We start from the raw sequence: 25,844 nt of genomic DNA, 5'->3' as shown, positions 1-25,844 counted from the left end.
AGGCCCGCGAGGGGGCCTGTGATGCGCGGTGACAGAGCTGCGGTTGATCGGCCGCGGTCGCCTACGGTGCGTCGGGCGGCGATAGCGTGCAGACTCGATAAAAATAGAGCAGATGTTCGAGCGACTTGGCCTAGTCGACCTTGCCAGTGGCAATTGGGCAACCTAAGGATGAGTCGTCCACAGACCGGCCCCCCTCCGATCTGCCCCCCAGGCGCTCGGAGGGGCGGCCACGGCCGCCCCTGGCTCCGCAACCGCGAGTCGGGGCGGCCGCCTCACTTCCACTCGACCTGGACGGTCTCAGAATCGAAGTAGCTGCCACTCGGCAGGCGTCCCCGCCGAGCCGGATGCACGGTCACCGTCAACAGGTAGTCGATCGCGGACCGCTTCCGCGAAAGGTCGAACTCCGGACTGTTCCAAACCGCCACAGGATCCTCGGCACCGATCAGCTCGGCCGCCGGATTCCGTGTGACCGCATCCTTCATCTTGGCCTCGGCAGCCTGCAACCGAGCACGTGCCGGACCTGCCGCGGCACGCCACTCCTGCATGTCCATCTCACTGTTACCGAGCGCCGTAGCCAACTCGTCCAGCAGACGCCGGGCCGCCCGCATCTCCCGTTGCAAGGCCCGCACGTCCACGGGATCCTCTCGGCGCACCATCAGTGCCGCCTGGTCCTCTTTCACCAGGCGGTCCATCAGATTCAGCATGACAAAGTTGTCGAGGGCTGGAAGGTCCCGGGTTACGCAATCCTTCACCCGGCACCGATACACGGGCCGTGTGCCGCCGCCGTACCGCTTCGGCTTCGAGGACGCCTTCAGCGTGGCTCCGCACACGCCGCACCGGTAGATGTTCGATCCCAAGTGCTTGCGCGCGTTAGTCGACGACAGCCTCCGGGACGGGTCCTCCAGCACTGCAACAGCGCTGCGCCACGTCGCCTCATCCGTCAGCCCCATCCAGTCAGCCCGCCCCGCGATCTCCCCCCGGTGTTTCATCAGAGCTGCGTTACGCGGCCTCAGGATGATCGACCGGACGTTCAGCTTGAACGGCTCCCGCTCGGTGCTGCTCATGCTGGTGCGCATGCCCTGGTTCAGCAAAGACGCCTCCATCGAGCCGAGCGACGCCCCAGCGAGAAGGCCCTCGATGCATCGGACCACGGCATCGGCCTCCGACCCTGCGAGGAACGTGGCCTCGGTGGCGCAGTCGTCGCATACATAGGTCACGCGCAGTGTGTCCGTGGCGTCGCACGCCTTGCAGCTCAGCTTCGAGGTGAACTGGTTCACGGCCTTGCAGTCGTCACAGTGCCGACGCTTGGTGAAGCCGTCGGGGCCTGTGCGCCCGCAGTCGGGGCAGAGCAGCGTTCGGGGCGTGCTCCCGTCCGGCTCGTACCCGAAGGGGCGGGGGCCGCCGCAGTACTCGCCGCGCTCTACTTTCTGGTCACGAGCCCGCTTGGACCGCTCGATCATCCGCTCTACTTCGTACCGCGCTTGCACGCCGAGTTGCCGGGCGATCATGCGGCCGGTGGCCGTGGACAAGTCGAGCTGCCCGGCCTTCACGGTGCGGGTGTCGATCCCGCTTGGGCCGCATACGTCGATGTACTCCTCCAGCTCGGTGGGGGAGCGGTGGAGCCTGTCGGTGTGCCAGGCAAGGACACAGTCCGCGTCTCCGTTGCGAAGGGCGTTGAGCATGGCGAGGTAGTCGGGCCTCGGCTTGCCGGAGTAAGCGGAGAGGTCGTTGTCCTCAAATGGTGCATGCACAATGCGGTACTGGACTTGTGGAGTCGAGAGCTGCTCCGCGAGTTCAAGGCAGTCTTCGATTTGCCGCTCAGTGGCGAGGTGAGCGCCTTCTCGATCCTCGCTGATGCGGGCGTAGATGAAGCAGCGGATCAGGCGCCGGACCCCGAATTGGCCCGGCTCGTGTGCGCTCACCACGCGGCCGGCCTGCGCTGGCGGAGGGTGTTTCTCCTGGGGTGCAACTCGTCAACGAACGCTGTGATGTTGGCGGCGCTTCGGGCTTCTGTGGCGTCGAGGACCGGGCCGCTGCCCGGGGTGAGACCTGGCATGCCGATATGGTGGCACTTTAGAGGTGTCCTTCGCAGGCGTTCGGGGTTCCCAGGGCATTTCCGCCCACCAGGATCGTGCCGTCGGGCTGCGGGAAGAAGCCGACGGGGTTCGCCTGCGGCTGGCCCTTCGGGTCGACCGTCGCCATGCGTCCCAGGCGCTGGGCGGCCAGGTACGCGCGCTCGGCCTCGCTGAATTCCGTCATGCCGCGAGCTTCGCACGCGTACCTCGCGGCGCGCGGGGTCAACGGAGATCGGCGAGGAGGCCGTCGAGCGCCTCGCGCAGGGCCTCGGCGTTGGACGGCGTGAACCAACTGGTCCGGATGCGTTCGTTGTTGCCGCGCGGCGTCTCGTGATCGGCGGCCAGCTGATCGAGGGAGCGGGACCCGTCGCCCAGTGCCCGGCCCACGCCCTGGAAGAGTCCGCGGACGTAGCGGTCGGCGACGTCCGCGGCGATGCCCTGCTCCGCGGCCCACGAGGTGAGCGTCGCGAGGTACCAGTAGTGCGCGGTCAGTGTCCCCGTCAGTGCGGAGAAGACGTCGAAGTCCGCCTCGTCCGCGACGGGTTGCGCCCCGCCCAGCCCTTCGAAGAGCGCGTCCACCACCGGGTGGGACGGATACGTCACCGTGACCGAGCGGCGTTCGCGTACGGAGGGCAGCGGGATGGCCCGCACCAACTCCGCCTCCGTGGCCAGCAGTTCACGCAGGTCGTCGTTCGGCACGCCCGACATCACGTTCACCACGACCCTGTCGCCGGGCACCCGCAGCCCGGCCAGCGCCTCGTGCCGGTCCCGTCCTCGTACCGCGACGACGACCACCTCGGAGCGGTCCACCACGTCCTGGTTGTCGGCGCAGACCCGCACCCGGTCGTACCGTTCGGCCAGCTCCGCGCTCGTGCGGGCGCCCCGCGGGGAGAGGAACACCTCCGGCGGCCCGCCGTCTCCGTCCCCGTCTCCCTCGCACAGACCCGTCACCATGGCCCGGCCGATCTCGCCCACCCCGATGATGCCGATGCGCTTCGGGTGCGCCGTGGTCTCCCTCTTCGTGGCGTCCGTCCTCATCGCGCTTCTCCCTGGCGCCTCCACAGCAGCGCGATCGCCACGAGTGCTGCCAGGCCGGGCGCCATCCCTGCCCAGCCCAGCGCCGGCGGCAGGCCGGTGTCGCCCGAGGTGTCCTCGGTGAGCAGGCCGGTCAGCCCGATGGCCGCGCCGAGGGCGAACAGCGTGGTGGCCGCGGGGCGGGCCCACCTCTTGCCCGCCCTGACGGCCCACGCGCTCCAGAGCCAGGCGGCGGCGCCGAGCGCGCCGATGACGGTCAGCAGGGCCACATATGTGGTCACGGCCGCGTCGACGCGCGCCTCCGTGTAGGCGGGGTAGCCGGCCCGGACGTGGTCGGCCAGCAGGTGGGTCGTGGTGCGGTCGACGTACGGGAGGGCCGTCGCGGCGACCGTGAGCCCGAGGCCCGCGTACATCGCCGCGAGCGCCCCTCGCCCATGCCGTGCCGTTCTCGTCGCCGGTGCCGTCCGGGGTGTGTGCGACTTCGTCATTGCGGTGTTCTCCCTTCGTCTCGTCCTCAGGCGCCGAGCGCGGCCCGGAGGAACTCCTGTATCTCCGTACGCGCGGCCTCGGCCTGCGGTGCGAGGCCCGGCAGGCTGAGGAACGCGTGGCCCGCGCCCGCGTACTCGGTGAGCCGGGTGGGCGTGCCCGCCGCCTCCAGCCGCTCGGCGTAGCGGCGGCCGTGGTCGGCCAGCGGGTCGAGGGTGGGCACGACCACGAGCGTCGGGGGCAGTCCGCCGAGGTCGTCGGCGTGCAGGGGCGAGAGCGGGCGCGGGTCCGTGCCCGTCGGCACGGCGAGCCGCCGGAACAGGTCCAGCTGCGACACGGCGAGGGTCGGGGTGCGGTCGTACGCGGCGATCGAGTCGTGTTCGAGCATCGCCTCCGTCACGTCGACGGCCGGGTTGACCAGCACCTGCGCCCGCAGCCGCAGGTCGGTGTCCCGGGCCCGGAGCGCCGCCAGCGTGTTGATCAGGGCACCGCAGCTCTCGCCGAAGACGGCGGTCCGCGCCGGGTCGACGCCCCACCGCTCGGCGTTCCGCACCACGTGCCGGAGCACGTCCCAGCCGTCGTCGGCGGCCGCCGCCAGGGGAGTGTCGGGGGACAGGAGGCGGTGCTCGACGGAGACGACGAGCGCCGGCAGCCGGGCGGCGAGGTGGCTGGTGACCCAGTCGCTCTGCACGGCCGTGCCCACGTACCCGCCGCCGTGCGTGTGCAGGACGAGCGGCAGGGCCGCCTCGTCCGGGCCCCGGCCGTCGTCCCTTCCGGCCGGGCGGTGCACCCGGACCCGGACCTCGCGGTCCGGCAGCGTCACCGTCTCCCAGGTGATCGTGGCGCCGGGGTCCGGCGTGCCGGTGAGCGCCCGTGCCGCGTCGGACGCCCGGAAGCGGTTCTCGGCCGCGCTGTAGGCGGCCAGTTCCTCGGGTGTGACCGTCGGCCAGTCCGGCTCCGGCGGGCGCCCCGCGGGGGTGGCGGCAGTCGACGTGGCGGTGATCTCGTTCATGTTGTCCCTCTTGTCCGTGTTCAGGGCAGGTGTGACCAGGGAGTTTCCGTGCGGAGGATTACGCGACCTGAAGTATCGATACCCAAGGTAGCGGAAAAGGGTATCGTGTGGGTATGGCTTCGAGTACTTCCAGCGGCGGATCCGTCAGAGGGCCCGGCCGACCGCGCTCCGGCATCCACGAAACGGTCTTCGCCGCGACACTCGGCACGGTCCACGAGCTCGGGTACGCGCGCGCCACCGTCGAGCGCATCGCCGCCGCGGCCGGTGTCGCCAAGTCGACGGTCTACCGGCGCTGGCCGACGAAGGGGGCGCTGATCGTCGACTGCCTCCTGGACGCGTTCGGCCCGGCGCCGCTGGAGGGCGCGAACCGAGCCGAGATCATCTCCTCGACCATCCGCTGGATCGCGAGGACGATCGGGGAGCCCGGGGTGGGCGACGCGTTCGCCGGTGTGTTCAGTGACGCCGTCAGCGATCCCGCCCTGCGCGTGATCCTCTCCGAGCGGCTGCAGGACCCTTACCGGATCGCGCTCCAGGACGCGCTCGACGAGCCGGAGCAGCGGGTCCTCTTCCTCATCGACGTCGTCGTCGGAGTGCTGCTCCACCGGATGGGCATGACGGGGGAGCCGATGGCCGACTCGGACGTCGACGCGCTGGTCGAGATGGTCCTGCCGCAGTTCGCGGAAGGTCCGGCCCCGGGGAAGTGAGTCGGTGAGGCGCCGGAAGCCCTCGGCGCCTCACCCCCAGAGCACCGCCCCCAGCCACGCCCCCACGATCAGCAGGCACGCGAACAGTTCGGTCAGGACGCTCGTTCCGCCCATCCGCATGGCCGTCCGGGTCGCCGCGGCCGCCTCGCCGTGGCCGCCGAGCCGCAGCCGCTCACCGGCGTAGATGCCGCCGATGAAGCCGGGGATCGCGCCGAGCACCGGCACCACGCAGAAGCCGAGCAGCGCCCCGGCCCCGGCGAAGACCGCCATCCGGCGCGTCGCCCCGCTCTCCCGCAGGCGGCGGGGCGGCAGCTGCCAGCGCACGGCCTGGGCCGCGAGCAGGACGACGGTCGCGCCGACCAGGACGCCCCAGGCGAGGCCGTTCGGGTCCTGAAGCGCCCACCACAGCACCGCGGCCCACACCAGCCACGGTCCCGGCACCCCGGGCACCAGCACTCCGCACAGGCCGAGCAGCATCACCACACCGACCAGCAGGAGTTCCCACGCTCCCATCTGCCCAGGGTGCAGGAGATCCGGCGAAACCGCAGGTCAGGTTAGTCCTGGGGGAGGCGCGGGGGCGGGCGCGAGCCGGACGTGCCCCGGGCTACCGGCGCGACACCCAGTCCCTCTCGTACGCGTGCCAGCCCAGCTGAAGCCGCGTCGTCACGCCCGCCAGCTCCATCAGCCGCTTCACCCGGCGCTGCACCGTGCGCAGGCCCAGGTCGAGCTGCTTGGCGACGCTCGCGTCCGTGAGACCGGCGAGCAGCAGCGACAGGATCTCCAGGTCCGTGCCGTCCGGACCCTCCGTGCCGTCCTCGGCGACCGTGCCGTCCTCGCCGAGCCGCAGCGGCAGCGCGTCCCGCCACACCGCCTCGAACAGCCCCGCGAGCGACTCCAGGAGCCCGCTGGCGTGCACGACCAGCGCGGCGGGCTCCGCCGTCCGCGAGGTGAGCGGGACCATCGCGAGCGTGCCGTCGGCGATCACCAGCTTGGTCGGGACGCGGTCGACCACGCGCACCTGCTCGTCGCGGCCGATCGCGGTCGCCAGCTCGACGAGGCCCGTCGGCAGGTCGAGGACCGTGCGCTCGACCACCACGCGGTAGCTCACGCCCCGCCCCGTGGCCTGCTCCTCCGCGCTGTTCTCCATGCCGGTGACCGCGATGGGGCTGCCGGTCACCAGCGCGCACACCTCGGCGCTCGCGCCCAGCTGGAGCTGGAGGAAGCGCTGGGAGACGGCGGCCGCCCCGGTGACCACCTCGACCAGGTCGTGGACCGTGGGCTCGGCGGCCTGCGCGCGGTACTCCTCGGCGAGCAGGGTCGCCGCGAGCTCCGCCTTCTCCAGCTCGTGCCGCTGCTGGGTCAGGAGCGCGCCGAGCGCGACGCCGGGCGGCGCCGCCACCCAGCGGCCCGCCCGGCCGGAGGCCTGCGCGGCGAGCCCGTGCCGCTCCAGGCGGCGCAGCGTCCGCTCGGTCTCCGGCTCGCCGAGGGTCAGCCTGCGCGCGAGATCGGGCACGTCGGCGGCGCCCACCGACACCAGCGCCCGGTACGCCGACTCGTGCGTCTCGTCCAGACCTATCGCTGCCAGCATGCGGCGACGTCCCTCCCCAAGGCTCCGTACCTGCGGCGCCGTGGCGGGAAACAGCCACGGCGTAAACCCGCCCCGGGACATCATCCCCGCACCCCCCGGCCCAATGACAAGGTGACGCCACCGCAGCACCAACCGCGGTCGCTTTTGCGGCCTTCGGGCCGGATCGGCCTGCGGTTCTTCATGCCCATCGACCCCTGGGGAGAGCGATGCGTCCGATAGCGCGCACGGCTGTGGGGGCGGCGTCCGCCGTCGTCCTCGCCGTCACCGCGGCCGTCCCGTCCACGGCCGCGCCACACGCGGACACCGCCGGCGCGAGGCCACTGACGGGCAGCGCCCCGCAGCGGGCGGGCGGCTCCGTCGTCACCCTCGTCACCGGCGACCGGATCCTGGTGACGCACGACGGCAAGGGCCGGGCCGGCGCCGCCGCGCTGCCCGCGAAGGACGGCAGCACGCCCCTGATCCAGACCCGGCAGTCCGGCGACGACCTGTACGTCTACCCCGAGGGCGCCGTGCACGCGATCGCCAAGGGACGCGTCGACGAGGAGCTCTTCAACGTCACCGGGCTCGTCCGCCAGGGCTACGACGACGCGCACGCGAAGCGGCTGCCGCTGATCGCCGTGTACGACAGGACCGTCGACGTCGCCCGAGCGGTGCCCGCCACCCCGCGCGGCGCCGAGCGCGGCCCCGTCCTCGCATCCGTCGACGGCGTCGTCCTCAAGGCCGACAAGAAGAAGGCCACCGCCTTCTGGGCGGAGATCGGCGCCGAGAAGTCCCGTGCCGCCTCCGGCCTCAAGAAGCTCTGGCTCGACGCCAAGGTCGAGGCCACCCTCGACCGGTCGACCAAGCAGGTGCACGCCCCCGAGGCCTGGGCCGCCGGCTACGACGGCAAGGGCACCAAGGTCGCCGTCCTGGACACCGGCGCCGACGCCGAACACCCCGACCTGAAGGGCCGCATCGGCGCCACCGAGAACTTCACGGACTCCCCGGACAACGAGGACCGCCAGGGCCACGGCACCCACACCACCTCCACCGTCGGCGGCTCCGGCGCGGCGAGCGGCGGCAAGAAGAAGGGCGTCGCGCCCGGCGCCGAGCTGTTGCACGGCAAGGTCCTCAATGACAGCGGATCCGGCGCCACGTCGTGGATCATCGCGGGCATGGAGTGGGCCGTCGCCCAGAAGGCCGACGTCGTCTCGATGAGCCTCGGCAACCCGGCACGGACCGACTGCACGGACCCGATGAGCACCGCGACCGAGGAACTCGCGCAGTCCGCCGAGAACACCCTCTTCGTCATCGCGGCGGGCAACACGGGCCCCACCTTCAACTCCGTCTCCTCGCCAGGATGCGCGCCGAGCGTGCTCACCGTCGGCGCCGTCGACCGCGACGACACCACCGCGAGCTTCTCCAGCCGCGGCCCCGCGTACGGCTCGCACACCCTCAAGCCGGAGATCGCCGCGCCCGGCGTCGACATCTCCGCCGCCGCGGCGGGCGGGCGGGGAATGTACGCGTACCAGTCCATGAGCGGTACGTCGATGGCGACCCCGCACGTCGCGGGCGCCGCCGCCCTGGTCAGGCAGCGCCACCCCGACTGGAGCGCACGGCGGATCAAGGCGGCCCTCGTGTCGTCCGCGGACAGCGCGATCCCCGGCGACGCCCGCGAGACCGGCGGCGGGCGGCTCGACGCCAAGGCCGCGATCGACCAGAAGGTGCTCGGCTCGCCCGCCGTGCAGGGCGGCTCCTTCGGCTGGCCGCAGGACTCCTCGGACCGCACCACCGTCGACGTGCCCTACACCAACACCACCGACGAACCGGTGAAGTTGAGGCTGTCGCTGCAGGGCGTCACCGGCAACGACGGGTCCGCCGTGCGCTCCGGCGTCGCGAGGCTCGGCGCGCGCTCCGTGACCGTCCCGGCCGGCGCCACCGTCACGGTTCCCCTGAAGCTCACCCCGGACGCGGACCTGAGCCGTGCCCAGTACGGCGACGTCACCGGCCGCGTGCTGGCCACGGCCGACGGCGGCACCCGTGTCTCCACCCCCTTCTCCCTCTACGTGCAGCCGGAGACCGTCAGCCTCCGCGTGAAGCTGATCGACCGTGCGGGCAAGCCCGCTGACGGACCGTCATCGCTCGACCTGATCGGCACCGACACCGCGAGCGGCGAGCGCCGCTTCAACGAGGGCGCGAACGACCAGACGTACCAGGTCCGCCCCGGCTCCTACTTCCTGACGGGGTTCGTCGCGACCCCGGACGCGGACGGCGACCGGAAGCTCACCGACTCCCTCACCCACATCGCCCGCCCCCAGGTCGAGGTGAAGAAGGACACGACGATCACCCTCGACGCCCGCAGGGCCCACCGCCTCGCGGTCCGGACGGACAAGGCGTCCGAAGTGCGTGGCGCCACCCTCGCGTTCGCCCGCACCTGGGGCAAGGACAACTGGCTGCACGCGGGCACCGCGGCCGGTCCCCGCACCGTCCGCGGCTACTACCAGTCCGTCGAGGGCAAGGCCGCCGACGGCACCTTCGAGTCGGGCAGCTACTGGCGCGCCGCGGCGCCCCAGATCTCCGAACTCGCCGTCGCGGGCGGCAAGAAGCTGCACCCCGTGACGGCCTCCACCGGCTCCGCCAACCTCGACGGCACCGGCAGGGCCGCCCTCGTCGACGCGGGCTCCGGCGCGCCGGACGAGCTCGCGGCGGCCGGGGTCAAGGGAAAGATCGCGCTGGTCCGGGTCCCCGACAGCGGCAGCGCCGTCACCGTTGCGGCCGACGCGAAGAAGGCGGGCGCCCTCGCCGTCCTCGCCCACCGCGAGGCCCCGGGCCGCTGGTACCCCTCGGCGGGCTTCACCGGATCCCCGCTGCCGGTCCTCGGCGTGCCCACGGACGAGGCGGCGTACCTGCTGTCCCGACTCGCCTCCAAGGAGGTCGAGTTGACGTGGAAGGCCACGGCGAAGAGCCCCTACGTCTACAACCTGGCGTTCCCCGAGACCGGGCAGATCCGCGACGACCGCACCTACCGCGTGCGGGACGAGGACCTCGCCGCGAACGAGGCGACGTACCGCGCGATGGGCACCCCCACGGACTACGTGGACCTGCCGTCCGCCGTACGTCCCACGGGACTCGAGGTCCACTTCGGCGACATCGAGTCCGCCCCCGCCCCCGGAAGGCGCACCGAGTACTACTCCGCCGGCACGACCGGCTGGGGCCACCAGGTCTCCAGCAGCTTCCCGTACGGCGAGTTCATGATCGACCCCGTGCGCACCTACAAGAAGGGCGAGCGGCGCACCGAGACCTGGTACGACGGCGTTCTCACGCCCGGTGCGCCGCGCGACGCGGAGGGGAAGCAGGCGCTCGCCGGTGAGCGGCAGGGCAACCTGATCGGGGTGGCCCCCGGCTTCTGGGCGGACGCGCGGCACGCGGGAATCCAGGGGAGCTTCGGTGACATCGGCTCCGTGGAGCTCAAGCGCGACGGCGTGAGCCTCGGGCAGTCGGGCTGGCCGTCCGGGGTGTTCACGGTCCCGGCCGAGGACTCCGCGTACGAACTGACGCTCTCCACCGCGAAGATCGGCTCCCAGGTCTGGAAGCGCTCCACGGACACGGAGACGACCTGGTCCTTCCGCTCGCACCTCGACGAGGGCGCGTACTCGCAGGGCATCCCGATGCTGTTCCCGACGTACCGCATCCCGGAGGACGGCCTCAAGACCCTCGCCGCGAAGGACGGACAGCGGATTGAACTCGGTGCCACGGGACACTCGGGCTACGAGCCGGGCGCGCTGACCGAGGTGACGCTGTCGTACTCCTACGACGACGGCGCGACCTGGACGGCGGCGGACACCGCCGAGAAGGGCGGGAAGTGGAGCGCGACCGTGGACCACGCGGGCGCCTCCGGCAAGCAGGTCCGGCTGAAGGCCGAGATGACGGACGCCCGCGGCAACTCCGTCACACAGACCGTGGCTCGCGCCTACGACGTGCGCTAGCCACACCGGTACCGCCGGGCGGGTCCTCCTGTGGGGGGTGGGGCCGCCCGGCGGCCCCCTGCCGTCCCCAGGACGGCCGGAATTTCCGGATGCACCGTTTTCGTACGCCCTCAGCGGTGGAAAATAGTGGCATGAGCCAGCAGGGGGAGAGGCACACCGGTCGCGACGACGACTGGTGGGGCCAGCTGTACGACGACTCCACGCAGGACACGGGCCCGACGCCCGCACCCGACACCCTCGACGACAGGTTCGCCTCGGCGGCGGACGCGGTGAAGGAAGGGTTCCCCACGCAGCGGGACCCGTCCCAGGAGCCTCCTCCGTCCCAGGCCCCCGAGGGCGGGGAGTTTGCGGGTGCGGACACCGGGGCCCCAGGGGCCGCCGTGCCGGAGGAGGACGCCGGGCCGCCGACCCTTGCGATGGGGACGACCGCGAAGCCCGCGCCCGGCCGCCGCCCCGAACCCCCGCCGCCGGTCCCGCCGGCCCCGCCCGCCTTCACCGCCCCCGCCCCCTGGCAGCCCCCCGCCGGATCCGGCGGGCCGGTGACCTTCCCGGTGGGGCCCACCACGGAGGCGTTCGGGTACGCGACGGCGTCGACCGAAGAGCCCCGCCCGGCCGAGCCCGCGGGGAGCGAGCCCGCCCCGAGCGAGCCCGTGGAATCCGCTCCGGGCAAGGAGCCGCACGCCGCCCCCGACCCGCACGGCACCCCTGAACCGCACGGCGCCCCGGAGCCGCGCGAGGCCGCCCCCGACCAGGAGCCAGGACCGCCCGCCGCCCGCGCCTACGTGGGGGACGGGCCGCCCACCTACGAGGCCGAGCCGACCGTCCTGCCCGCCGCCGACCCCGACGACCTCGGCGACCTCGTCGCCGACACCGTGCTCGACGGCGCGCGGTACGGCTCCTGCACCGTGCGCGCCGCCTCCGTGCGCGGCGACTCCGCCCGGTACCGGGGCGAGCCCCGCAGGGACTCCCTGCTCACCGCCCGCTTCGGCACCGGCGAGGACGCCCTGGTGCTCGTCGCCATGGCCACCGGCGCCCGCGCCACCCCGGGCGCCCACCGCGCGGCGGCCGAGGCCTGCGACTGGATCGGCCGGGCCGTGGGCCGCAGCCACCGGCGCCTGGCCGAGGACATCAGGGCCGCGCGCCGCGGCGACCTGAAGTCGGGCCTGCACCGCCTCACCGACCGCAGCCTCGGCAAGCTCCGCGCCCGCGCCGCCGACCTCGGCCTGGAGCCCGAGGAGTACGCGGCGTCCCTGCGCTGCCTCCTCCTGCCCGCCGACCCGCAATGCCGTACGCGCGTCTTCTTCGGCGTCGGCGGGGGCGGCCTGTTCCGGCTCCGCGACGGACAGTGGCAGGACATCGAGCCCCGCGTCGCCGACGCCACCGGCGACGCCGTGGTCGGCTTCGGCTCCCTGCCCGCCGAGGGCGGGGACGGCGACCGGCTGACGATGGACCTCGGCATCACCACACCCCCGAGCCCTTACGAACCCGCCCCCGAGCCGCCCCGCGACCCCTTCCGCTTCCGTGCCTCGGTCGCCCGCCCGGGTGACACGCTCGTCCTGTGCAGCGGCGGCCTCGCCGAACCGCTGCGCGGCGAGCCCGCGCTCGCCGAACACCTCACCCAGCGGTGGGAGAAGACCGGTCCGCCGGGCCTCGCCGCCTTCCTTGCGGACATCCAGGTACGGGTGAAGGGCTACGCGGACGACCGCACGGCCGCCGCCGTCTGGGAGGCATGACCGGCGCACCTGTGCACTCATGGACCCAGAGGCAGTCCACTCACGGGTCCTAAGGGGTGCGTACCGCATGGCCAAGCAGAACGTCGCCGAGCAGTTCGTCGACATCCTCGTCCGCGCGGGCGTGAAACGTTTGTACGGAGTCGTGGGCGACAGCCTCAACCCCGTCGTGGACGCCATCCGCCGCACCCGGGAGATCGACTGGATCCAGGTCAGGCACGAGGAGACCGCCGCCTTCGCGGCCGGCGCCGAGGCCCAGGTCACCGGCAGTCTCGCCGCCTGCGCGGGCTCCTGCGGCCCCGGCAACCTCCACCTGATCAACGGCCTGTACGACGCGCACCGCTCCATGGCCCCGGTCCTCGCCCTGGCCTCCCACATCCCGTCCTCCGAGATCGGCCTCGGCTACTTCCAGGAGACACACCCCGACCAGCTGTTCCGCGAGTGCAGCCACTACAGCGAGCTGATCTCCACCCCGAAGCAGATGCCCCGGCTGCTCCAGACCGCCATCCAGCACGCCGTGGGGCAGTCCGGCGTCAGCGTCGTCTCGCTGCCCGGCGACGTCGCCTCCGAGCCCGCGCCGGAGAAGGCCGCCGAGACCGCCCTCGTCACCTCGCGCCCCTCCGTGCGCCCCGGCGACGCCGAGATCGAGAAGCTCGCCGCGATGATCGACGAGGCCGACCGGGTCACCCTGTTCTGCGGCAGCGGCACGGCCGGCGCGCACGCCGAGGTGATGGAGTTCGCCGAGAAGGTCAAGTCCCCGGTCGGCCACGCGCTGCGCGGCAAGGAGTGGATCCAGTACGACAACCCGTACGACGTGGGCATGAGCGGCCTGCTCGGCTACGGCGCCGCGTACGAGGCCACCCACGAGTGCGACCTGCTGATCCTGCTCGGCACGGACTTCCCGTACAACGCGTTCCTGCCCGACGACGTGAAGATCGCCCAGGTCGACGTGCGCCCGGAGAACCTCGGCCGCCGCTCGAAGCTGGACCTCGCGGTCTGGGGCGACGTCCGCGAGACGCTGCGCTGTCTGACCCCGCGCGTCTCGCCGAAGACGAACCGCAAGTTCCTCGACAAGATGCTGAAGAAGCACGCGGACGCGCTCGAAGGCGTCATCAAGGCGTACACGCGCAAGGTCGAGAAGCACATCCCCATCCACCCCGAGTACGTCGCCTCGGTCCTCGACGACCTCGCCGCCGACGACGCGGTGTTCACCGTGGACACGGGCATGTGCAACGTCTGGGCGGCCCGCTACCTCACCCCCAACGGCAGGCGCCGCATCATCGGCTCCTTCAGCCACGGCTCGATGGCGAACGCCCTGCCGCAGGCGATCGGCGCCCAGTTCGTCGACCGCGGGCGCCAGGTCGTCTCCCTGTCGGGCGACGGCGGCTTCTCGATGCTGATGGGCGACTTCCTGACGCTGGTCCAGCACGACCTGCCGGTCAAGGTCGTCCTGTTCAACAACTCCTCCCTGGGCATGGTGGAGCTGGAGATGCTGGTCGCCGGTCTGCCCTCCTACGGCACGACGAACCACAACCCCGACTTCGCCGCCGTCGCCCGTGCCTGCGGGGCCTACGGCGTCCGCGTGGAGAAACCCAAGCAGCTCGCGGGCGCTCTGAAGGACGCCTTCGCGCACAAGGGCCCGGCCCTCGTCGACGTCGTCACCGACCCGAACGCCCTGTCCATCCCGCCCAGGATCAGCTCGGAGATGGTGACCGGCTTCGCGCTCTCCGCCAGCAAGATCGTCCTGGACGGCGGGGTGGGCCGGATGGTGCAGATGGCCCGGTCGAACCTGCGGAACGTGCCGAGACCCTGACCGCGCCGCGGACCCCGTGCCGGTGCCCGGCCCCCGCGCCATGGGGGCCGGGCACCGGCACGCTCACGCCGGCCGCAGCCGCAGCGTCACGATCTGGAACGGCCGCAGCTCCAGCGCGAGACCCGCCTCGCCCGTGTCGGCCTCGTGCAACGGCCGCTCCAGCAGGTCGGTCACCTCGGCCCGCGCCACCGGGAACGACGTGCGCAAGGTGGCGGCGGCGCGCCCGCCCCGCGATTCGTAGAGCCGCACCACGACATCGCCGCCGCGGTCGTCGGCGAGCTTCACCGATTCGACGGTCACCGCCGGATGGTCGACGCGCACCAGCGGTGCGAGCACGGGCGCGTCGGCCACCCGCAGCGGCAGGTTGAGCGCGAGCCCCTCGGCGACCGCGTCACCGGTGGACGCGCCGGGCAGCAGCGCGTACGTGAAGCAGTGCGTGCCCTGGTCCGTCTCCGGGTCCGGGCTGTGCGGGGCGCGCAGCAGGGTGAGGCGCACGGTGGTGCCGAGCGCCTCGCCGTGCTCGGTGCGCGTCACGTCGTGGCCGTACGTCGCGTCGTTCAGGAGCGCGACGCCGTACCCCTCCTCGGCGACCCGCAGCCAGCGGTGCGCGCAGATCTCGTAACGGGCCGCGTCCCAGCCGGTGTTGGCGTGCGTGGGCCGGTGCACATGGCCGAACTGGATCTCGGCGGCGGACCGTTCGGCGTGCACGTCCAGCGGGAAGGCGGCCTTGAGTACCTTCTCCGACTCCCGCCAGTCGACGTCCGTGACGATGTCCACGCGCCCGCTGCCCGCCGCGAGCCGGATCTCCTGGGTGATCCGCGACGCGCCGAAGGCCCGCACCACCCGCACCGCGACCCGCAGCGGTCCGTCCTCCACGAGCGCGACGGACTCGGCGTCCGTGAGGTCGGTGTGCCGGCGCCGGTAGTGCCGGTCGAGGTCCCAGGCGTCGTAGTGCGTGGGGTGGTCGGGGTGCAGCTGGAGGAGGTTGCCGGGGGCGGCGAGCACCTCGCGTCCGGCGGCCAGGTCCCGTACGGAGGTGAGGAGTCCGGCCGCGTCGACGGTGACGCTCAGGTGCTCGTTGGACAGCACGATCGCGTCGCCGGTCGTGTGCGCGACGGCTCCCGCGGTGGGCTCCCGGGCGGCGTCCAGGCTCTGGGTGCCGAGCGCGGGGACACGCACGTGCGCCAAGGTGCCGTCGCCGGTGTCGACGACCTCCTCGCGCGCGTACGGCGAGGCGTTCAGGACGGCGGGGCCGCCCGCGCCGAGGGAGCGCGCCGCCGCGGCCGTCAGCTCGTCGAGTTCGGCGAGGACCCGTTCGTACGTCTCACGGGCCTCCCGGTGCACCCAGGCGATCGACGAGCCCGGCAGGATGTCGTGGAACTGGTGGAGCAGCACCGTCTTCCACAGCCGGTCCAGGGTGTCGTACGGATAGACGTACGCGGGATCGCGCACGGCCGCCGCCGTGCACCACAACTCCGCCTCCCGCAGCGCGTGTTCGCTGCGCCGGTTGCCGCGCTTGGTCGCCGCCTGCGTGGTGTACGTGGCCCGGTGCAGCTCCAGGTACAGCTCGCCCGACCAGACCGGGGCCTGGGCGCCGTACTCCTCCTCGGCCGCCGCGAAGAACGCCGAAGGCCGCTCGATCTCCACGCGCGGCGAGCCCTCCAGGGAGCGCAGGCGCCGCGCCCGCTCCATCATCTCGCGGGTGGGGCCGCCCCCGCCGTCGCCCCAGCCGAACGGCACCAGGGAACGGGTGGCGCGGCCCTTGTCGGCGAAGTTCCGCTCGGCGTGCGCGAGTTCGGTGCCGTGGAACTGCGAGTTGTAGGTGTCCACCGGAGGGAAGTGCGTGAAGACCCGGGTGCCGTCGATGCCCTCCCACCAGAAGGTGTGGTGCGGCATCTTGTTGGACTGGTTCCAGCTCAGCTTCTGCGTGAGGAACCAGCGCACGCCCGCGAGCTTCGCCAACTGCGGGAAGGCGGCGGTGTATCCGAAGGAGTCCGGCAGCCAGATCTCCTCCGTCTCCACGCCGAACTCCTCGCGGAAGAAGCGCCTGCCGTGCGTGATCTGCCGCGCCAGCGCCTCACCGCCGGGCATGTTGGCGTCCGACTCGACCCACATCGAGCCCACCGGCGCCCAGTTCCCGTCCGCCACGGCCTTCTTGATGCGCTCCCAGATGTGCGGCTGGTGCTCCTTGACCCAGGCGTACTGCTGGGCCTGCGAACAGGCGAAGACCAGCTCCGGGTACTCCTGTGCGAGAGCCGTCACATTGGCAAAGGTCCGCGACGCCTTGCGGACCGTCTCGCGCAGCGGCCACAGCCACGCCGAGTCGATGTGGGCGTGACCGGCGGCCGACACCCGGTGCGCGCTGGCGTGGGCAGGCCTCGCGAGCACGTCGGCGAGCTCCGCGCGCGCCGCGGCCGCCGTGCCGGAGACGTCGTGGAGATCGAGCGCGTCGAGCATGTCCTCAAGGGCCCGCAGGATCTCGTGGCGACGCGGACGTTCGGCGTCCAGTTCGCCCATCAGCTCGGAGAGGACCTCGATGTCCAAGGTCAACTGCCATACGTCCTCGTCCAGTACGGCGAGGTCGGCAGACGCGAATCGGTAGATCGGGGTATTGCCTGCGGTCAGGACGTCGCCGAGGGGAGTCGGCATGAAGTCGTGCAGAACGGCGGGATTCGCCGCCGCCTCCAGGAGTAGGTGCACCTCCTCACCGCCGCTCGCGGGGGAGGCCACGGGAATATGCCGATTGCGCGGGTGAATCCCCTTGAGGGGGACACCCGTCGCGTCGTACACCAGACCCTCCGCCTGGAAGCCGGGCCCGTCCCCGGAGAAGCCGGGGTCGACGACCACTTCGACGCGCCGCCCGCGCCACTCCTCGGGCACTTCTCCTTGAATCCGGAACCAACTGGTGGACCAGGGATTTCCCCACTCCATGCCGGTCTCGAAGGGTTCGTACGCGGCTTCGAGGGCGGTTGCCACGGGCACCGGTTCGCCCGGCGCGTGCCACACGGAGAGGGCGAGCGGCACCCGCCGCGCGTACTGGGCGGGGCGGATGAACTGGCGCAGCGCCCGCTCCAGGCGGCCTTCCACCAGCAGTCTGTCGTCGTGCACTCGGGCTCCTCGGAACGCTCGGCGGCGGGGTCCACCGCTTCCCTTCCCCGCAATCGCTCCGGCGCATCCCCGTCGGTGGTTGACGATTCGACAGGCGTGCGCTCCGTGGCCGGGGGCATGCATTCCGTGAAGTTGTTCGAACGGGGAGGCAGGGACATATCGCTCTGTGGGCGGGGGTCATGACGAGGCAGTCACGTGGGGGCGGTCCCGGGGGGATCGGGGCGTCTTCATCGAAGACAAGGACCGAGACGACGACCGAACAGACGACGGCCGGACCCGACGGGGTCCAGCTCAGGCGCCGGCTGGGGAGATCGGATCTACGTGCGGTGTCCGAGGTCCGCAAGGCGCTGAGGGAACTGCTGCGGCACTGGGGAAAGCCCGGCAGATCCGACATCGCCGAACTCCTCACCAGCGAACTGGTCACGAACGCACTGGTGCACACCGACCGCGACGCGATCGTCACCGCGACCGTGGGCCCGCGCGGCCTGCGCGTCGAGGTCAGGGACTTCGTGGGGCGCCGCCCCAAGCCACGCGTACCGAACGCCGACGACGGCACGCACGGCAGGGGCCTGGTGCTCGTGCAGTCGCTCGCCGACGCGTGGGGCGTGCGGGCGCACGGGGTGGGGAAGGTGGTGTGGTTCGAACTGAACGGCGGCGGCATGGCGTGATGCCCGCCGCCGCCGGACCCACGGCGTCCTGTCGCCGCACGGGGTGGGCCGGTCCTGGTGGCGCGGTCGGCCTCAGCCGAACTGCTGCTCCAGGTCCTTCAGCTTCTGCTCCAGCGAATCGAGCCGGGGCAGGGTCATGGTGTCGTCCTCCGCCGTCAGGTCGACGGTGACGGGGGCGGCACCCTCAGGGCCGCCCTTGACGGCCTGGAGGGAGGGTCGGGAGCGTACCGGCAGCTGTTCCTGCGCCGCTATGGCAGGGTCCGCGCCGACCTGCGCGGACCCGGCGGCCGGAGCGACGGCCTGTACGTCCACCTGACGGCCGCCGCCGCGGCCCTGCCAGTTGCGGTGACCTCTGCTGAGCGCCTTGAGCTGTGCGCGCTCCAGCTTCTCCTGGTCGCGCCTGCGCAGCCGTGTGCGCTCCTTCTCGCGGCGGTCCTCGCGCACCTCCTCGACGGCCTCGTCCAGGGTGCGCACGCCCTCCAGGAGCATCAGCGACCAGGCGCCGAAGGTCTCACGGGGCGCCCGCAGCCACCGCACGATGCGGATCTGCGGCAGCGGCCGCGGCACCAGGCCCTGCTCGCGCAGGGCCGCGCGGCGGGTCTGCTTCAGTGCGCGGTCGAAGAGGACGGCCGCCGACAGCGACATCCCGGCGAAGAAGTGCGGGGCGCCGGCGTGGCCCAACCCCCTTGGCGCGTGCACCCAGTTGAACCAGGCTGCCGCACCCGCGAACGTCCACACGAGCAGGCGCGAGCCGAGGGCCGCGTCACCGTGGCTCGCCTCGCGCACCGCGAGGACGGAACAGAACATCGCCGCCCCGTCGAGGCCGAACGGCACCAGGTACTCCCAGCCCCCGGAGAGGCTGAGGTTCTGCTGCCCGAAGCCGACCAGGCCGTGGAACGAGAGCGCGGCTGCGACGGCCGCGCAGCAGAACAGCAGCACGTAGGAGGCGGTGCCGTAGACGGCTTCCTTGCGTCTGCGGCGCTCCTCGCTGCGCTCCCACGAGTCGTCGTTCGCGGCCGATTTCTCCTGGCTCCGCTTGCCGCGTGCGAGCACCGCCACCGCCACCAGTATGCCCAGGAGCAGGACGCCGCCGGGAAGCAGCCAGTCCAGCGATATGTCGGTCAGTCTCATCTGGGGTCCCTTGCATCGCGGTAGGGCGTTTCGGGCGCCATAGTGGCCCAATCCCGATGGCCCTCAGGGGGTTTCGGGGCAAGAGAACGCCAAGGGGGTGCAAGGGGGCACGCGGAGCGCACTTTTCGTCGAACTCCAGCCGGGGGAGCAGGAGTTGAGTTCGATTAAACTTGCGCGAAAGAGTGGTTCAGGACGAAGCGGTTGCGCTCAGTCGCGCGATGCGTTCCGCGTCACAGGTGCGTGGGCAGGTGACGCAGGTGTCCTCGGGGCGCAGCGTGTAGAACATGCAGCAGCTCGCCCGGTCGCGGGTCGGCAGGCTCTCGCCGTTCGGCCCCGTCAGTTCCCGGAAGCCCGCCGTGCCCACGTACGGCTTGGTGGCGCCGGGCAGGAGCAGTTCCAGCTCCGTCATCGCGCGCCGCTCCTCGCCGAGGAGGTGCGCGATGTACCAGAGGCCCTCGACGATCTCGTCGGTGGCGACGCTCCACAGGGCGCGCGAGCGGCGCCGCATCCGGGGGCCGAAGCCGTCGAGCAGCGGACCGAGGTGCTCGGCGACCGCCGCCCGCACCTCCGCGCGCAGCGCCTCCTCGTCCGGCACGACGCGGGCGCCGGGCAGCTCCGCGGCCGGGTCGCCGGGCAGGCAGGCGAAGCCCTCGGTGCGGACGGCCATGCGGCCCAGCGTGCGCTGGAAGGAGACGTTCGCCACCGGGTAGCGCGGCACGCGGCGGCGCAGGAACCACGGGACGGTGATCAGCAGCGTGGCCGGCCAGGCGTAGCGGTGCAGGCCGAAACCGGCCACCACATCGGGCCGGGCCTGGGTGCCGTAGTCCTTGAGGACCTGGGCGTTGTCCCAGGCCAGGAACGCGTCGAGGTCGGCCCCGCCCTCCGCGAGCCGGGCGGCGGTGACCCAGCCGGCGCCCTGGGGGGCCTGTTCCCCGTGACCGAGCTCGGTGACGCACAGCCCGGGGAACACCTCGGTGAGGCGGGCATAGGAGTCCGCGACGGCGCTGGGGGCGCCCTGGGCGGGCGCGGCCAAGGTGGGGACGGACATGCGGGGGACCACCGAATCGCGATCGATTGCAGGTTAGCCTTACCTTACCCGACGTGATCGAGGTTTCAACTGCGGTCCTGTCCGCCTATGGTGCCTCTCGTACCTTTCAGTGCGGGCAGAGGCAGGGCGGGCGGACGCGGGTGAACGTCGTGGAGCAGACCGTGGGCGGTGGGGCGGACCCCTTCGCCGGGGCGCCGCGCGTCCGCGTGCCGGAGCAGGCGGGCGCCCCGGGCCGCGGCTCCGCACAGGCCGGGGCCCGGGAGGCCGCGGGCGCCGAGGCCCGCGGCGAGCGCCCGGACGGCACATCGCCAGCCCCACGCCCGGACGGCACACCGCCCGCCCCGCGCCGCGCGGTGCGGCGCACCTCCGTGCGCGGACAGATCCTCGACGCGCTGCGGGCCGCCCTCGTCGGCGGCGAGCTCACCCCCGGCGAGGTGTACTCGGCGCCGGTCCTCGCCGAGCGCTTCGGCGTCTCCCCGACGCCCGTGCGCGAGGCCATGCAGCAACTGGCCGCCGAGGGCGCCGTGGAGGTCGTCCCCAACCGGGGCTTCCGGGTCACCGAGCGCAGCGCGCGCGAACTGGCGGAGCTGGCCGAGGTGCGGGCGCTGATCGAGGTGCCGGTGATGCTGGGTCTTGCCCGTTCGGTGGCCGCGGAGCGGTGGGCCGAGCTGCGGCCGCTGGCCGAGGCGACCGCGGTGGCCGCCGCGGGCGGCGACCTCGCGCGCTACGCCGAGTCGGACCGTGCCTTCCACGGCGCCGTGCTCGCCCTCTCGGGCAACCAGCAGCTGGTGCAGGTCGCGGACGATCTGCACCGGCGCTCGCAGTGGCCCCTGGTGAGCGGCCCCGTCTCGGGCCGCCGGGCCGATCTCGTGGCGGACGCGGCCGAGCACATGGCCCTGCTCGACGCCCTCGCCGCACAGGACCTGAACGTCGTGTCCTCCCTGGTCAGGGAGCACTTCGCGGGGGCCGCGGGCTGACGGACCCCGCGCTCCCGCTCAGACGGCGGGCGCCGCCGGCGGGGTCAGGTGCTGGGCCAGCCAGGACGGCACGCCCCCCAGCAGCCGGAAGAGCCGGGTGGCCTCGGCCCGCAGCCGGGTGGCCTCCGGCTCCGGCTCGGCGTCCGCGAGCGCGGCGAGGGCCGGGGCGGTGCCCACCAGGTAGCCGAGCTCCTCGCGCAGCCGCAGGGATTCCGCGAAGCCGTGCCGCGCCTCCGCCAACTCCCCGTCGCGCAGGGCCAGTCCGGCCAGATGGCGCCAGGTGAAGGAGAGCAGCAGGGGGTCGGAGTGGGCCGTCGCGCCCGCGTGCGCCCTGCGGTAGGCCGCCTTCGCGGACTGCGGCGAGTCGGCGATGTGCTCCGCGATCAGCCCGCGGCGGAAGTCGAGGAGGGGGCGTCCGGGGGCGTTGGGGGCGAGCAGCGCGGCCGCCCTGCCGAGCGCCGTACGCGCCTCGTCGGCCCGGTCGCGTACCCCCAACACCGTTGACGCGTACGCCAGTTGGCCCCGCTCGCAGGCGGCGGCGCCGCGGTCGTCGTCGTTCTCCGCGATCGCCTCGGCGGTGCGCAGTCCGTCCTCGGCCTCGCTCCAGCCGTCCCCCGTGAACAGGCACCGCTCGACGAGGAGCGCCGTGCGCTGGAGTGCCGCGGCCGCCCCGGCGCGCGAGGCGAGCAGCGCCGCCGCGTCGGTCCAGCAGCCGCGCGAGCGCAGCCGCCATACCGCGGTCTGGAGTGGATCGTGCTCTGCAGTCGTTCCGGTACCAGACATGGCGGTATGCGCCACGTTGCCCTCCCCGAGCACACCATTGAGCTGTTGAGTCGTGGGCGAATCTCAGCATGGATCCCGGCGTCCGGCCAAGAGGCTGGGTGAAAGAATTCACAAAGGGCGGGCAAGGAACGGGGTGGGCGGCGGACGGGTCCCGGCCCGTCCGCCCGGGGCATTCCCTCAGCTCATGCGCAGGGCGAGGAAGAAATCGAGCTTGTCCTCCAGGCGCGAGAGGTCACGGCTCGTCAACTGCTCGATGCGGCCCACCCGATAGCGCAGCGTGTTGACGTGCAGGTGCAGCCGCGCGGCGCAGCGCGTCCACGAACCGTCGCAGTCCAGGAACGCCTCCAGGGTCGGGATGAGCTCGGCACGGTGGCGCTGGTCGTACTCCCGCAGCGGGTCGAGGAGCCGCGCGGTGAACGCCCGGCGCACGTCGTCCGGCACGAACGGCAGCAGGAGCACGTGCGAGGCCAGCTCCTGGTGCCCGGCCGCGCAGACCCGGCCGGGGCGGGCGGCGGCGACCCGGCGGGCGTGCCGGGCCTCCTCCAGGGCGCCGCGCAGGCCCTCCGCCGAGTGCACGGACGCGCTGACGCCGAGCGTGAGGCGGCCGTCGTCGGCGAGGCCCGCCGACAGCGGTTCGCGCACGGAGGAGAGGAGGGAATCGGCCAGCAGGCCCGTCTCCGAGCCGTCGTGTTCGTTCGAGACGGCGGGCAGCGGCACGAGCGCGATCGCCTCGTCACCCGTATGGGCCACCGCGATGCGGTCGGAGGGCTCGGGCCCCGCCGACAGCGGGTCGACGAGGATCTCCTCCAGGAGCGACTGGGCGACCGGGCCGCCCTCGATGGCGCCGCCGTCCCACTCCACGCGGGCCACCACGACCTGCCAGTGCGGGGCCGCGCCCAGGCCCGGCAGCAGCACCGGCGCCGCCACGCGCAGCCGCGCGGCGATCTCCGCCGGGGCCGCGCCCGTCTGGACCAGTTCGAGGACCTCCTGGGCCAGGCGCCTGCGGACCGTGCGGGCCGCGTCGCGCCGGTCGCGCTCCACGGCGATCAGCTGCGTCACGCCCTGCAGCAGGTCGAGCCGCTCCTCGGGCCAGTCGCCCGCGTCGGCCTCCACGGCGAGCACCCAGTCGGAGAGCACCGTCTCGCGCACGTCGCGCGAGGCGCCGCCCGCGCCGCGTCCCGCGCCGTCCACGGCCGGCAGGTGCCCCCTGGTCCGAACGGGGAACAGCGAGTACGTCACGCCGTCCACCGTCACCCGGTGCGGCCCGCGCCGCCCCGTCCGGGTCGCCGCCAGGTGCTCCCCGGCGAGCCGCGCGCACAGCGGGCCCGGCAGGACGGCACCGGCCGCGGCCGACCCGGCGATCACGCGCCCGGCGGGCGAGAGCACCCAGGCGCGCAGGTCCAGGTCGCTCCCGAGCAGGTCGAGGACGACGTCGGGGCCGCCGCCCGCCGGGCCCGAGGTCATCAGGCGGCGGTGCCGGTCGACGACGGCGGCCAGGTCTCCGGCGCGCTCGCCGGAGACCTGGCGCACGACGTGCTCGGTGATCGTCGCGAACGCGACGGATTCGTTGACGGCGAAGAGCGGCAGGCGGTGCCGGGCGCAGGCCTCGACGATGTCGTCGGGGATGTCGCCGAGCTCGGCCTCGCCGGCCGCCAGGGCCGCCACTCCGGCGCTCGCGAGGATGCGGACGAAGGGCTCGGTGTCCGAGGCGTCGTGGCGCCAGGCCAGGCCCGTGAGGACCAGCTCGCCGCCCGCCAGATAGCGGCTCGGGTCCCGCAGGTCCGTGGTCATCACACCGCGCACGGTGCGATCCAGCTCGTCCTCGCCGCCGAGCAGCCGCAGGCCCAGCGCGTCGGTGTCAAGGAGTGCGCGCAGCCGCATGGTGTCGTCGCCGCCGATCTGTCTCGAATGTGGTGTACAAGCAGGTGGGCCCTGTAGAGCCGGGGCCCTGTGCCCTGGGGCGTCCGAGGTTTCCCGGGGGAATCCGCGAGGTTGCTGGGGCCCGTTCTTCATACGAATCTACAAGACGCACGGCTTGGCCAGCCAACTCCTTCATGGTTTCGGTGACTGACCCCATGGGACGACCGGGCGGTGTACTTGCCCCACTCCGCGTTAACAGCACATGAACGAGCAGTCGAGGGACCAACGGCCCGAGTGGCCGGAACGGAATCCCCCAGTCCCTCGAAGCGAACGACCCCGATACGAAGAAGAGAGCCTCATGGACTTCCTTCGCCCCGCCAGCTGGGAGGAGGCGCTCGCCGCGAAGGCCGAGCACCCCACGGCTGTGCCGATTGCGGGTGGCACCGACGTGATGGTCGAGATCAACTTCGACCACCGTCGTCCCGAGTACCTGCTTGACCTCAACCGCATCGTCGAGCTGCGCGAGTGGGAGGTGGGCGAGGAGACGGTCCAGCTGGGCGCATCCGTCCCGTACACGCAGATCATGGAGGAGCTCCGCACCGAGCTCCCCGGCCTCGCGCTCGCCTCGCACACGGTCGCCTCCCCGCAGATCCGCAACCGCGGCGGCGTGGGCGGCAACCTCGGCACGGCGTCCCCGGCCGGCGACGCCCACCCGGCGCTGCTCGCCGCCGACTGCGAGGTCGAGGTCGAGTCGGTGCGCGGCTCGCGCCTGATCCCGATCGACGCGTTCTACACCGGCGTGAAGCGCAACGCGCTCGCCCCGGACGAGCTGATCAAGTCCGTCCACATCAAGAAGGCGGACGGCCCGCAGCAGTACTCCAAGGTCGGCACCCGCAACGCCATGGTCATCGCCGTGTGCGCCTTCGGCATCGCGCTGCACCCCGAGACCCGCACCGTGCGGACCGGCATCGGCTCCGCCGCCCCCACCCCGATCCGGGCCAAGGCGGCCGAGGAGTTCCTGAACGCGGCGCTCGACGAGGGCGGCTTCTGGGACAGCAAGAAGATCATCACCCCCTCGATCGCCAAGCAGTTCGCGGAGCTCGCCTCCGGGGCCGCCAACCCGATCGACGACGTGCGCGGCACGGCGAGCTACCGCCGTCACGCCGTCGGGATCATGGCCCGCCGCACGCTCGGCTGGACCTGGGAGTCGTACCGCGGCAAGGGCCGCAGCACGGAGGGAGTCGCGTAATGCGTGTCAACTTCACGGTCAACGGCCGTCAGCAGGAAGCCGACGACGTCTGGGAGGGCGAGTCCCTGCTCTACGTGCTGCGTGAGCGCATGGGTCTGCCCGGCTCCAAGAACGCCTGCGAGCAGGGCGAGTGCGGCTCCTGCACCGTGCGGCTCGACGGGGTCCCGGTGTGTTCGTGTCTGGTCGCCGCGGGACAGGTGGAGGGCCGTGAGGTCACCACCGTCGAGGGCCTCGCCGACTACGCCAAGCACCGCGACGACGCCCACCCCGGCGCAGGCTGCGCCTCCGGCGCCTGTGGCACCTCGCTCCAGGACGCCCAGCAGTGGCAGGCCAAGCCCACCGACTCGCAGACCGGCGAGGGCTCCGAACTCTCCCCGATCCAGCAGGCGTTCATCGACGCCGGCGCCGTGCAGTGCGGCTTCTGCACCCCCGGCCTGCTCGTCGCGGCCGACGAGATGCTGGAGCGCAACCCGCAGCCGACCGACGCCGACATCCGCGAGGCGCTCTCCGGCAACCTCTGCCGCTGCACCGGTTACGAGAAGATCCTGGACGCGGTCCGCCTCGCCGCCGCGCGCCAGGATCGTCAGGGACTTCAGGAAGGCGTGGTCTGAT

The 25,844-nt window shown here is 72.7% G+C and carries 19 protein-coding genes and 1 pseudogene; 8 read left to right on the top strand and 12 right to left on the bottom strand.

Going from position 1 to position 25,844, the window contains the following annotated elements; all coding sequences use genetic code 11:
* Positions 1–272: 272 nt before the first annotated feature.
* The 5 genes and pseudogenes from AB0L89_RS10725 to AB0L89_RS10705 form a co-directional block, all read right to left on the bottom strand.
* Positions 273–1,925 carry a recombinase family protein gene (locus tag AB0L89_RS10725; protein WP_365137639.1) on the bottom strand — a complete coding sequence of 551 codons (1,653 nt, stop codon included), beginning with the start codon at positions 1,923–1,925 and terminating at the stop codon, positions 273–275.
* A 178-nt stretch (positions 1,926–2,103) separates the two neighbouring features.
* A pseudogene (locus AB0L89_RS10720) lies at positions 2,104–2,259 on the bottom strand (pyridoxamine 5'-phosphate oxidase family protein); the annotation flags it as partial.
* A 38-nt stretch (positions 2,260–2,297) separates the two neighbouring features.
* Complete coding sequence (locus tag AB0L89_RS10715; protein WP_365137636.1) at positions 2,298–3,113, bottom strand: NAD(P)-binding domain-containing protein; 816 nt, start codon at positions 3,111–3,113, stop codon at positions 2,298–2,300.
* Positions 3,110–3,598 (bottom strand): hypothetical protein, encoded by a 489-nt coding sequence (locus tag AB0L89_RS10710; protein ID WP_365137633.1) that lies wholly within the window; start codon positions 3,596–3,598, stop codon positions 3,110–3,112. The genes AB0L89_RS10715 and AB0L89_RS10710 overlap by 4 nt, the downstream gene beginning before the upstream one ends.
* Positions 3,599–3,624: 26 nt before the next feature.
* Complete coding sequence (locus AB0L89_RS10705) at positions 3,625–4,608, bottom strand: alpha/beta hydrolase (protein ID WP_365137630.1); 984 nt, start codon at positions 4,606–4,608, stop codon at positions 3,625–3,627.
* Between the two features lie 113 nt (positions 4,609–4,721).
* Here AB0L89_RS10705 and AB0L89_RS10700 point away from each other — a divergent pair, with 113 nt between their 5' ends.
* A complete protein-coding gene (locus tag AB0L89_RS10700; RefSeq protein ID WP_365137627.1) occupies positions 4,722–5,312 on the top strand; it encodes a TetR/AcrR family transcriptional regulator in 591 nt (196 codons plus the stop codon).
* A 30-nt stretch (positions 5,313–5,342) separates the two neighbouring features.
* On the opposite strand, the gene AB0L89_RS10695 is transcribed toward AB0L89_RS10700, so the two are convergent.
* Positions 5,343–5,825 (bottom strand): DUF456 domain-containing protein, encoded by a 483-nt coding sequence (locus AB0L89_RS10695; protein ID WP_365137624.1) that lies wholly within the window; start codon positions 5,823–5,825, stop codon positions 5,343–5,345.
* Between the two features lie 91 nt (positions 5,826–5,916).
* Positions 5,917–6,900 carry a helix-turn-helix domain-containing protein gene (locus tag AB0L89_RS10690; RefSeq protein WP_365137621.1) on the bottom strand — a complete coding sequence of 328 codons (984 nt, stop codon included), beginning with the start codon at positions 6,898–6,900 and terminating at the stop codon, positions 5,917–5,919.
* Between the two features lie 206 nt (positions 6,901–7,106).
* Here AB0L89_RS10690 and AB0L89_RS10685 point away from each other — a divergent pair, with 206 nt between their 5' ends.
* The 3 genes from AB0L89_RS10685 (at position 7,107) to AB0L89_RS10675 (ending at position 14,408) form a co-directional block, all read left to right on the top strand.
* Entirely contained in the window at positions 7,107–10,865 is a 3,759-nt protein-coding gene (locus tag AB0L89_RS10685) for a S8 family serine peptidase (protein WP_365137618.1), read from the top strand.
* A 131-nt stretch (positions 10,866–10,996) separates the two neighbouring features.
* Positions 10,997–12,598 (top strand): protein phosphatase 2C domain-containing protein, encoded by a 1,602-nt coding sequence (locus tag AB0L89_RS10680; RefSeq protein ID WP_365137615.1) that lies wholly within the window; start codon positions 10,997–10,999, stop codon positions 12,596–12,598.
* A gap of 67 nt (positions 12,599–12,665) precedes the next feature.
* Positions 12,666–14,408 carry a pyruvate dehydrogenase gene (locus AB0L89_RS10675; RefSeq protein ID WP_365137612.1) on the top strand — a complete coding sequence of 581 codons (1,743 nt, stop codon included), beginning with the start codon at positions 12,666–12,668 and terminating at the stop codon, positions 14,406–14,408.
* A gap of 63 nt (positions 14,409–14,471) precedes the next feature.
* On the opposite strand, the gene AB0L89_RS10670 is transcribed toward AB0L89_RS10675, so the two are convergent.
* The gene (locus AB0L89_RS10670; protein ID WP_365137609.1) at positions 14,472–17,516 is read right to left on the bottom strand and encodes a glycoside hydrolase family 38 C-terminal domain-containing protein; all 3,045 of its coding nucleotides are present in this window, start codon (positions 17,514–17,516) and stop codon (positions 14,472–14,474) included.
* A 179-nt stretch (positions 17,517–17,695) separates the two neighbouring features.
* On the opposite strand from AB0L89_RS10670, the gene AB0L89_RS10665 reads away from it, so the two are divergent.
* Positions 17,696–18,184 carry an ATP-binding protein gene (locus tag AB0L89_RS10665; RefSeq protein WP_365137606.1) on the top strand — a complete coding sequence of 163 codons (489 nt, stop codon included), beginning with the start codon at positions 17,696–17,698 and terminating at the stop codon, positions 18,182–18,184.
* 72 nt (positions 18,185–18,256) lie between these two features.
* On the opposite strand, the gene AB0L89_RS10660 is transcribed toward AB0L89_RS10665, so the two are convergent.
* Positions 18,257–19,315: a DUF2637 domain-containing protein gene (locus AB0L89_RS10660; RefSeq protein ID WP_365137604.1), complete on the bottom strand. Its 1,059-nt coding sequence runs from the start codon at positions 19,313–19,315 to the stop codon at positions 18,257–18,259.
* 187 nt (positions 19,316–19,502) lie between these two features.
* Positions 19,503–20,363: a (2Fe-2S)-binding protein gene (locus AB0L89_RS10655; RefSeq protein WP_365137601.1), complete on the bottom strand. Its 861-nt coding sequence runs from the start codon at positions 20,361–20,363 to the stop codon at positions 19,503–19,505.
* 149 nt (positions 20,364–20,512) lie between these two features.
* Here AB0L89_RS10655 and AB0L89_RS10650 point away from each other — a divergent pair, with 149 nt between their 5' ends.
* Complete coding sequence (locus AB0L89_RS10650; RefSeq protein ID WP_365137598.1) at positions 20,513–21,340, top strand: GntR family transcriptional regulator; 828 nt, start codon at positions 20,513–20,515, stop codon at positions 21,338–21,340.
* A gap of 18 nt (positions 21,341–21,358) precedes the next feature.
* On the opposite strand, the gene AB0L89_RS10645 is transcribed toward AB0L89_RS10650, so the two are convergent.
* Both AB0L89_RS10645 and AB0L89_RS10640 read right to left on the bottom strand, forming a co-directional pair.
* Positions 21,359–22,123: a hypothetical protein gene (locus AB0L89_RS10645; RefSeq protein ID WP_365137595.1), complete on the bottom strand. Its 765-nt coding sequence runs from the start codon at positions 22,121–22,123 to the stop codon at positions 21,359–21,361.
* Positions 22,124–22,300: 177 nt separating this feature from the next.
* Positions 22,301–24,004 carry a PucR family transcriptional regulator ligand-binding domain-containing protein gene (locus tag AB0L89_RS10640; RefSeq protein ID WP_365137592.1) on the bottom strand — a complete coding sequence of 568 codons (1,704 nt, stop codon included), beginning with the start codon at positions 24,002–24,004 and terminating at the stop codon, positions 22,301–22,303.
* Between the two features lie 337 nt (positions 24,005–24,341).
* Here AB0L89_RS10640 and AB0L89_RS10635 point away from each other — a divergent pair, with 337 nt between their 5' ends.
* Together AB0L89_RS10635 and AB0L89_RS10630 are read left to right on the top strand one after the other, a co-directional pair.
* Positions 24,342–25,232, top strand: coding sequence for an FAD binding domain-containing protein (locus AB0L89_RS10635; RefSeq protein WP_365137589.1), 891 nt, complete (start codon positions 24,342–24,344; stop codon positions 25,230–25,232).
* The gene (locus AB0L89_RS10630; protein ID WP_365137586.1) at positions 25,232–25,843 is read left to right on the top strand and encodes a (2Fe-2S)-binding protein; all 612 of its coding nucleotides are present in this window, start codon (positions 25,232–25,234) and stop codon (positions 25,841–25,843) included. The genes AB0L89_RS10635 and AB0L89_RS10630 overlap by 1 nt, the downstream gene beginning before the upstream one ends.
* Position 25,844 lies beyond the last annotated feature (1 nt).

Origin of the sequence: Streptomyces sp. NPDC052114, from assembly GCF_040680155.1 — a bacterium.
In the GTDB taxonomy this organism is placed as follows: domain Bacteria; phylum Actinomycetota; class Actinomycetes; order Streptomycetales; family Streptomycetaceae; genus Streptomyces.
Note: the sequence above shows the minus strand (reverse complement) of the source record. Positions and strands in the feature narration are given on the sequence as shown.

What these genes read in the sequence shown, in the direction of transcription:
- AB0L89_RS10700 (WP_365137627.1), top strand. Translation starts at nt 4,722, where the DNA reads ATGGCTTCGAGTACTTCCAGCGGCGGATCCGTCAGAGGGCCCGGCCGA.
- AB0L89_RS10705 (WP_365137630.1), bottom strand. Translation starts at nt 4,608, where the DNA reads ATGAACGAGATCACCGCCACGTCGACTGCCGCCACCCCCGCGGGGCGC.
- AB0L89_RS10665 (WP_365137606.1), top strand. Translation starts at nt 17,696, where the DNA reads ATGACGAGGCAGTCACGTGGGGGCGGTCCCGGGGGGATCGGGGCGTCT.
- AB0L89_RS10660 (WP_365137604.1), bottom strand. Translation starts at nt 19,315, where the DNA reads ATGAGACTGACCGACATATCGCTGGACTGGCTGCTTCCCGGCGGCGTC.
- AB0L89_RS10635 (WP_365137589.1), top strand. Translation starts at nt 24,342, where the DNA reads ATGGACTTCCTTCGCCCCGCCAGCTGGGAGGAGGCGCTCGCCGCGAAG.
- AB0L89_RS10690 (WP_365137621.1), bottom strand. Translation starts at nt 6,900, where the DNA reads ATGCTGGCAGCGATAGGTCTGGACGAGACGCACGAGTCGGCGTACCGG.
- AB0L89_RS10680 (WP_365137615.1), top strand. Translation starts at nt 10,997, where the DNA reads ATGAGCCAGCAGGGGGAGAGGCACACCGGTCGCGACGACGACTGGTGG.
- AB0L89_RS10710 (WP_365137633.1), bottom strand. Translation starts at nt 3,598, where the DNA reads ATGACGAAGTCGCACACACCCCGGACGGCACCGGCGACGAGAACGGCA.
- AB0L89_RS10640 (WP_365137592.1), bottom strand. Translation starts at nt 24,004, where the DNA reads ATGCGGCTGCGCGCACTCCTTGACACCGACGCGCTGGGCCTGCGGCTG.
- AB0L89_RS10685 (WP_365137618.1), top strand. Translation starts at nt 7,107, where the DNA reads ATGCGTCCGATAGCGCGCACGGCTGTGGGGGCGGCGTCCGCCGTCGTC.
- AB0L89_RS10695 (WP_365137624.1), bottom strand. Translation starts at nt 5,825, where the DNA reads ATGGGAGCGTGGGAACTCCTGCTGGTCGGTGTGGTGATGCTGCTCGGC.
- AB0L89_RS10655 (WP_365137601.1), bottom strand. Translation starts at nt 20,363, where the DNA reads ATGTCCGTCCCCACCTTGGCCGCGCCCGCCCAGGGCGCCCCCAGCGCC.
- AB0L89_RS10630 (WP_365137586.1), top strand. Translation starts at nt 25,232, where the DNA reads ATGCGTGTCAACTTCACGGTCAACGGCCGTCAGCAGGAAGCCGACGAC.
- AB0L89_RS10675 (WP_365137612.1), top strand. Translation starts at nt 12,666, where the DNA reads ATGGCCAAGCAGAACGTCGCCGAGCAGTTCGTCGACATCCTCGTCCGC.
- AB0L89_RS10645 (WP_365137595.1), bottom strand. Translation starts at nt 22,123, where the DNA reads ATGTCTGGTACCGGAACGACTGCAGAGCACGATCCACTCCAGACCGCG.
- AB0L89_RS10715 (WP_365137636.1), bottom strand. Translation starts at nt 3,113, where the DNA reads ATGAGGACGGACGCCACGAAGAGGGAGACCACGGCGCACCCGAAGCGC.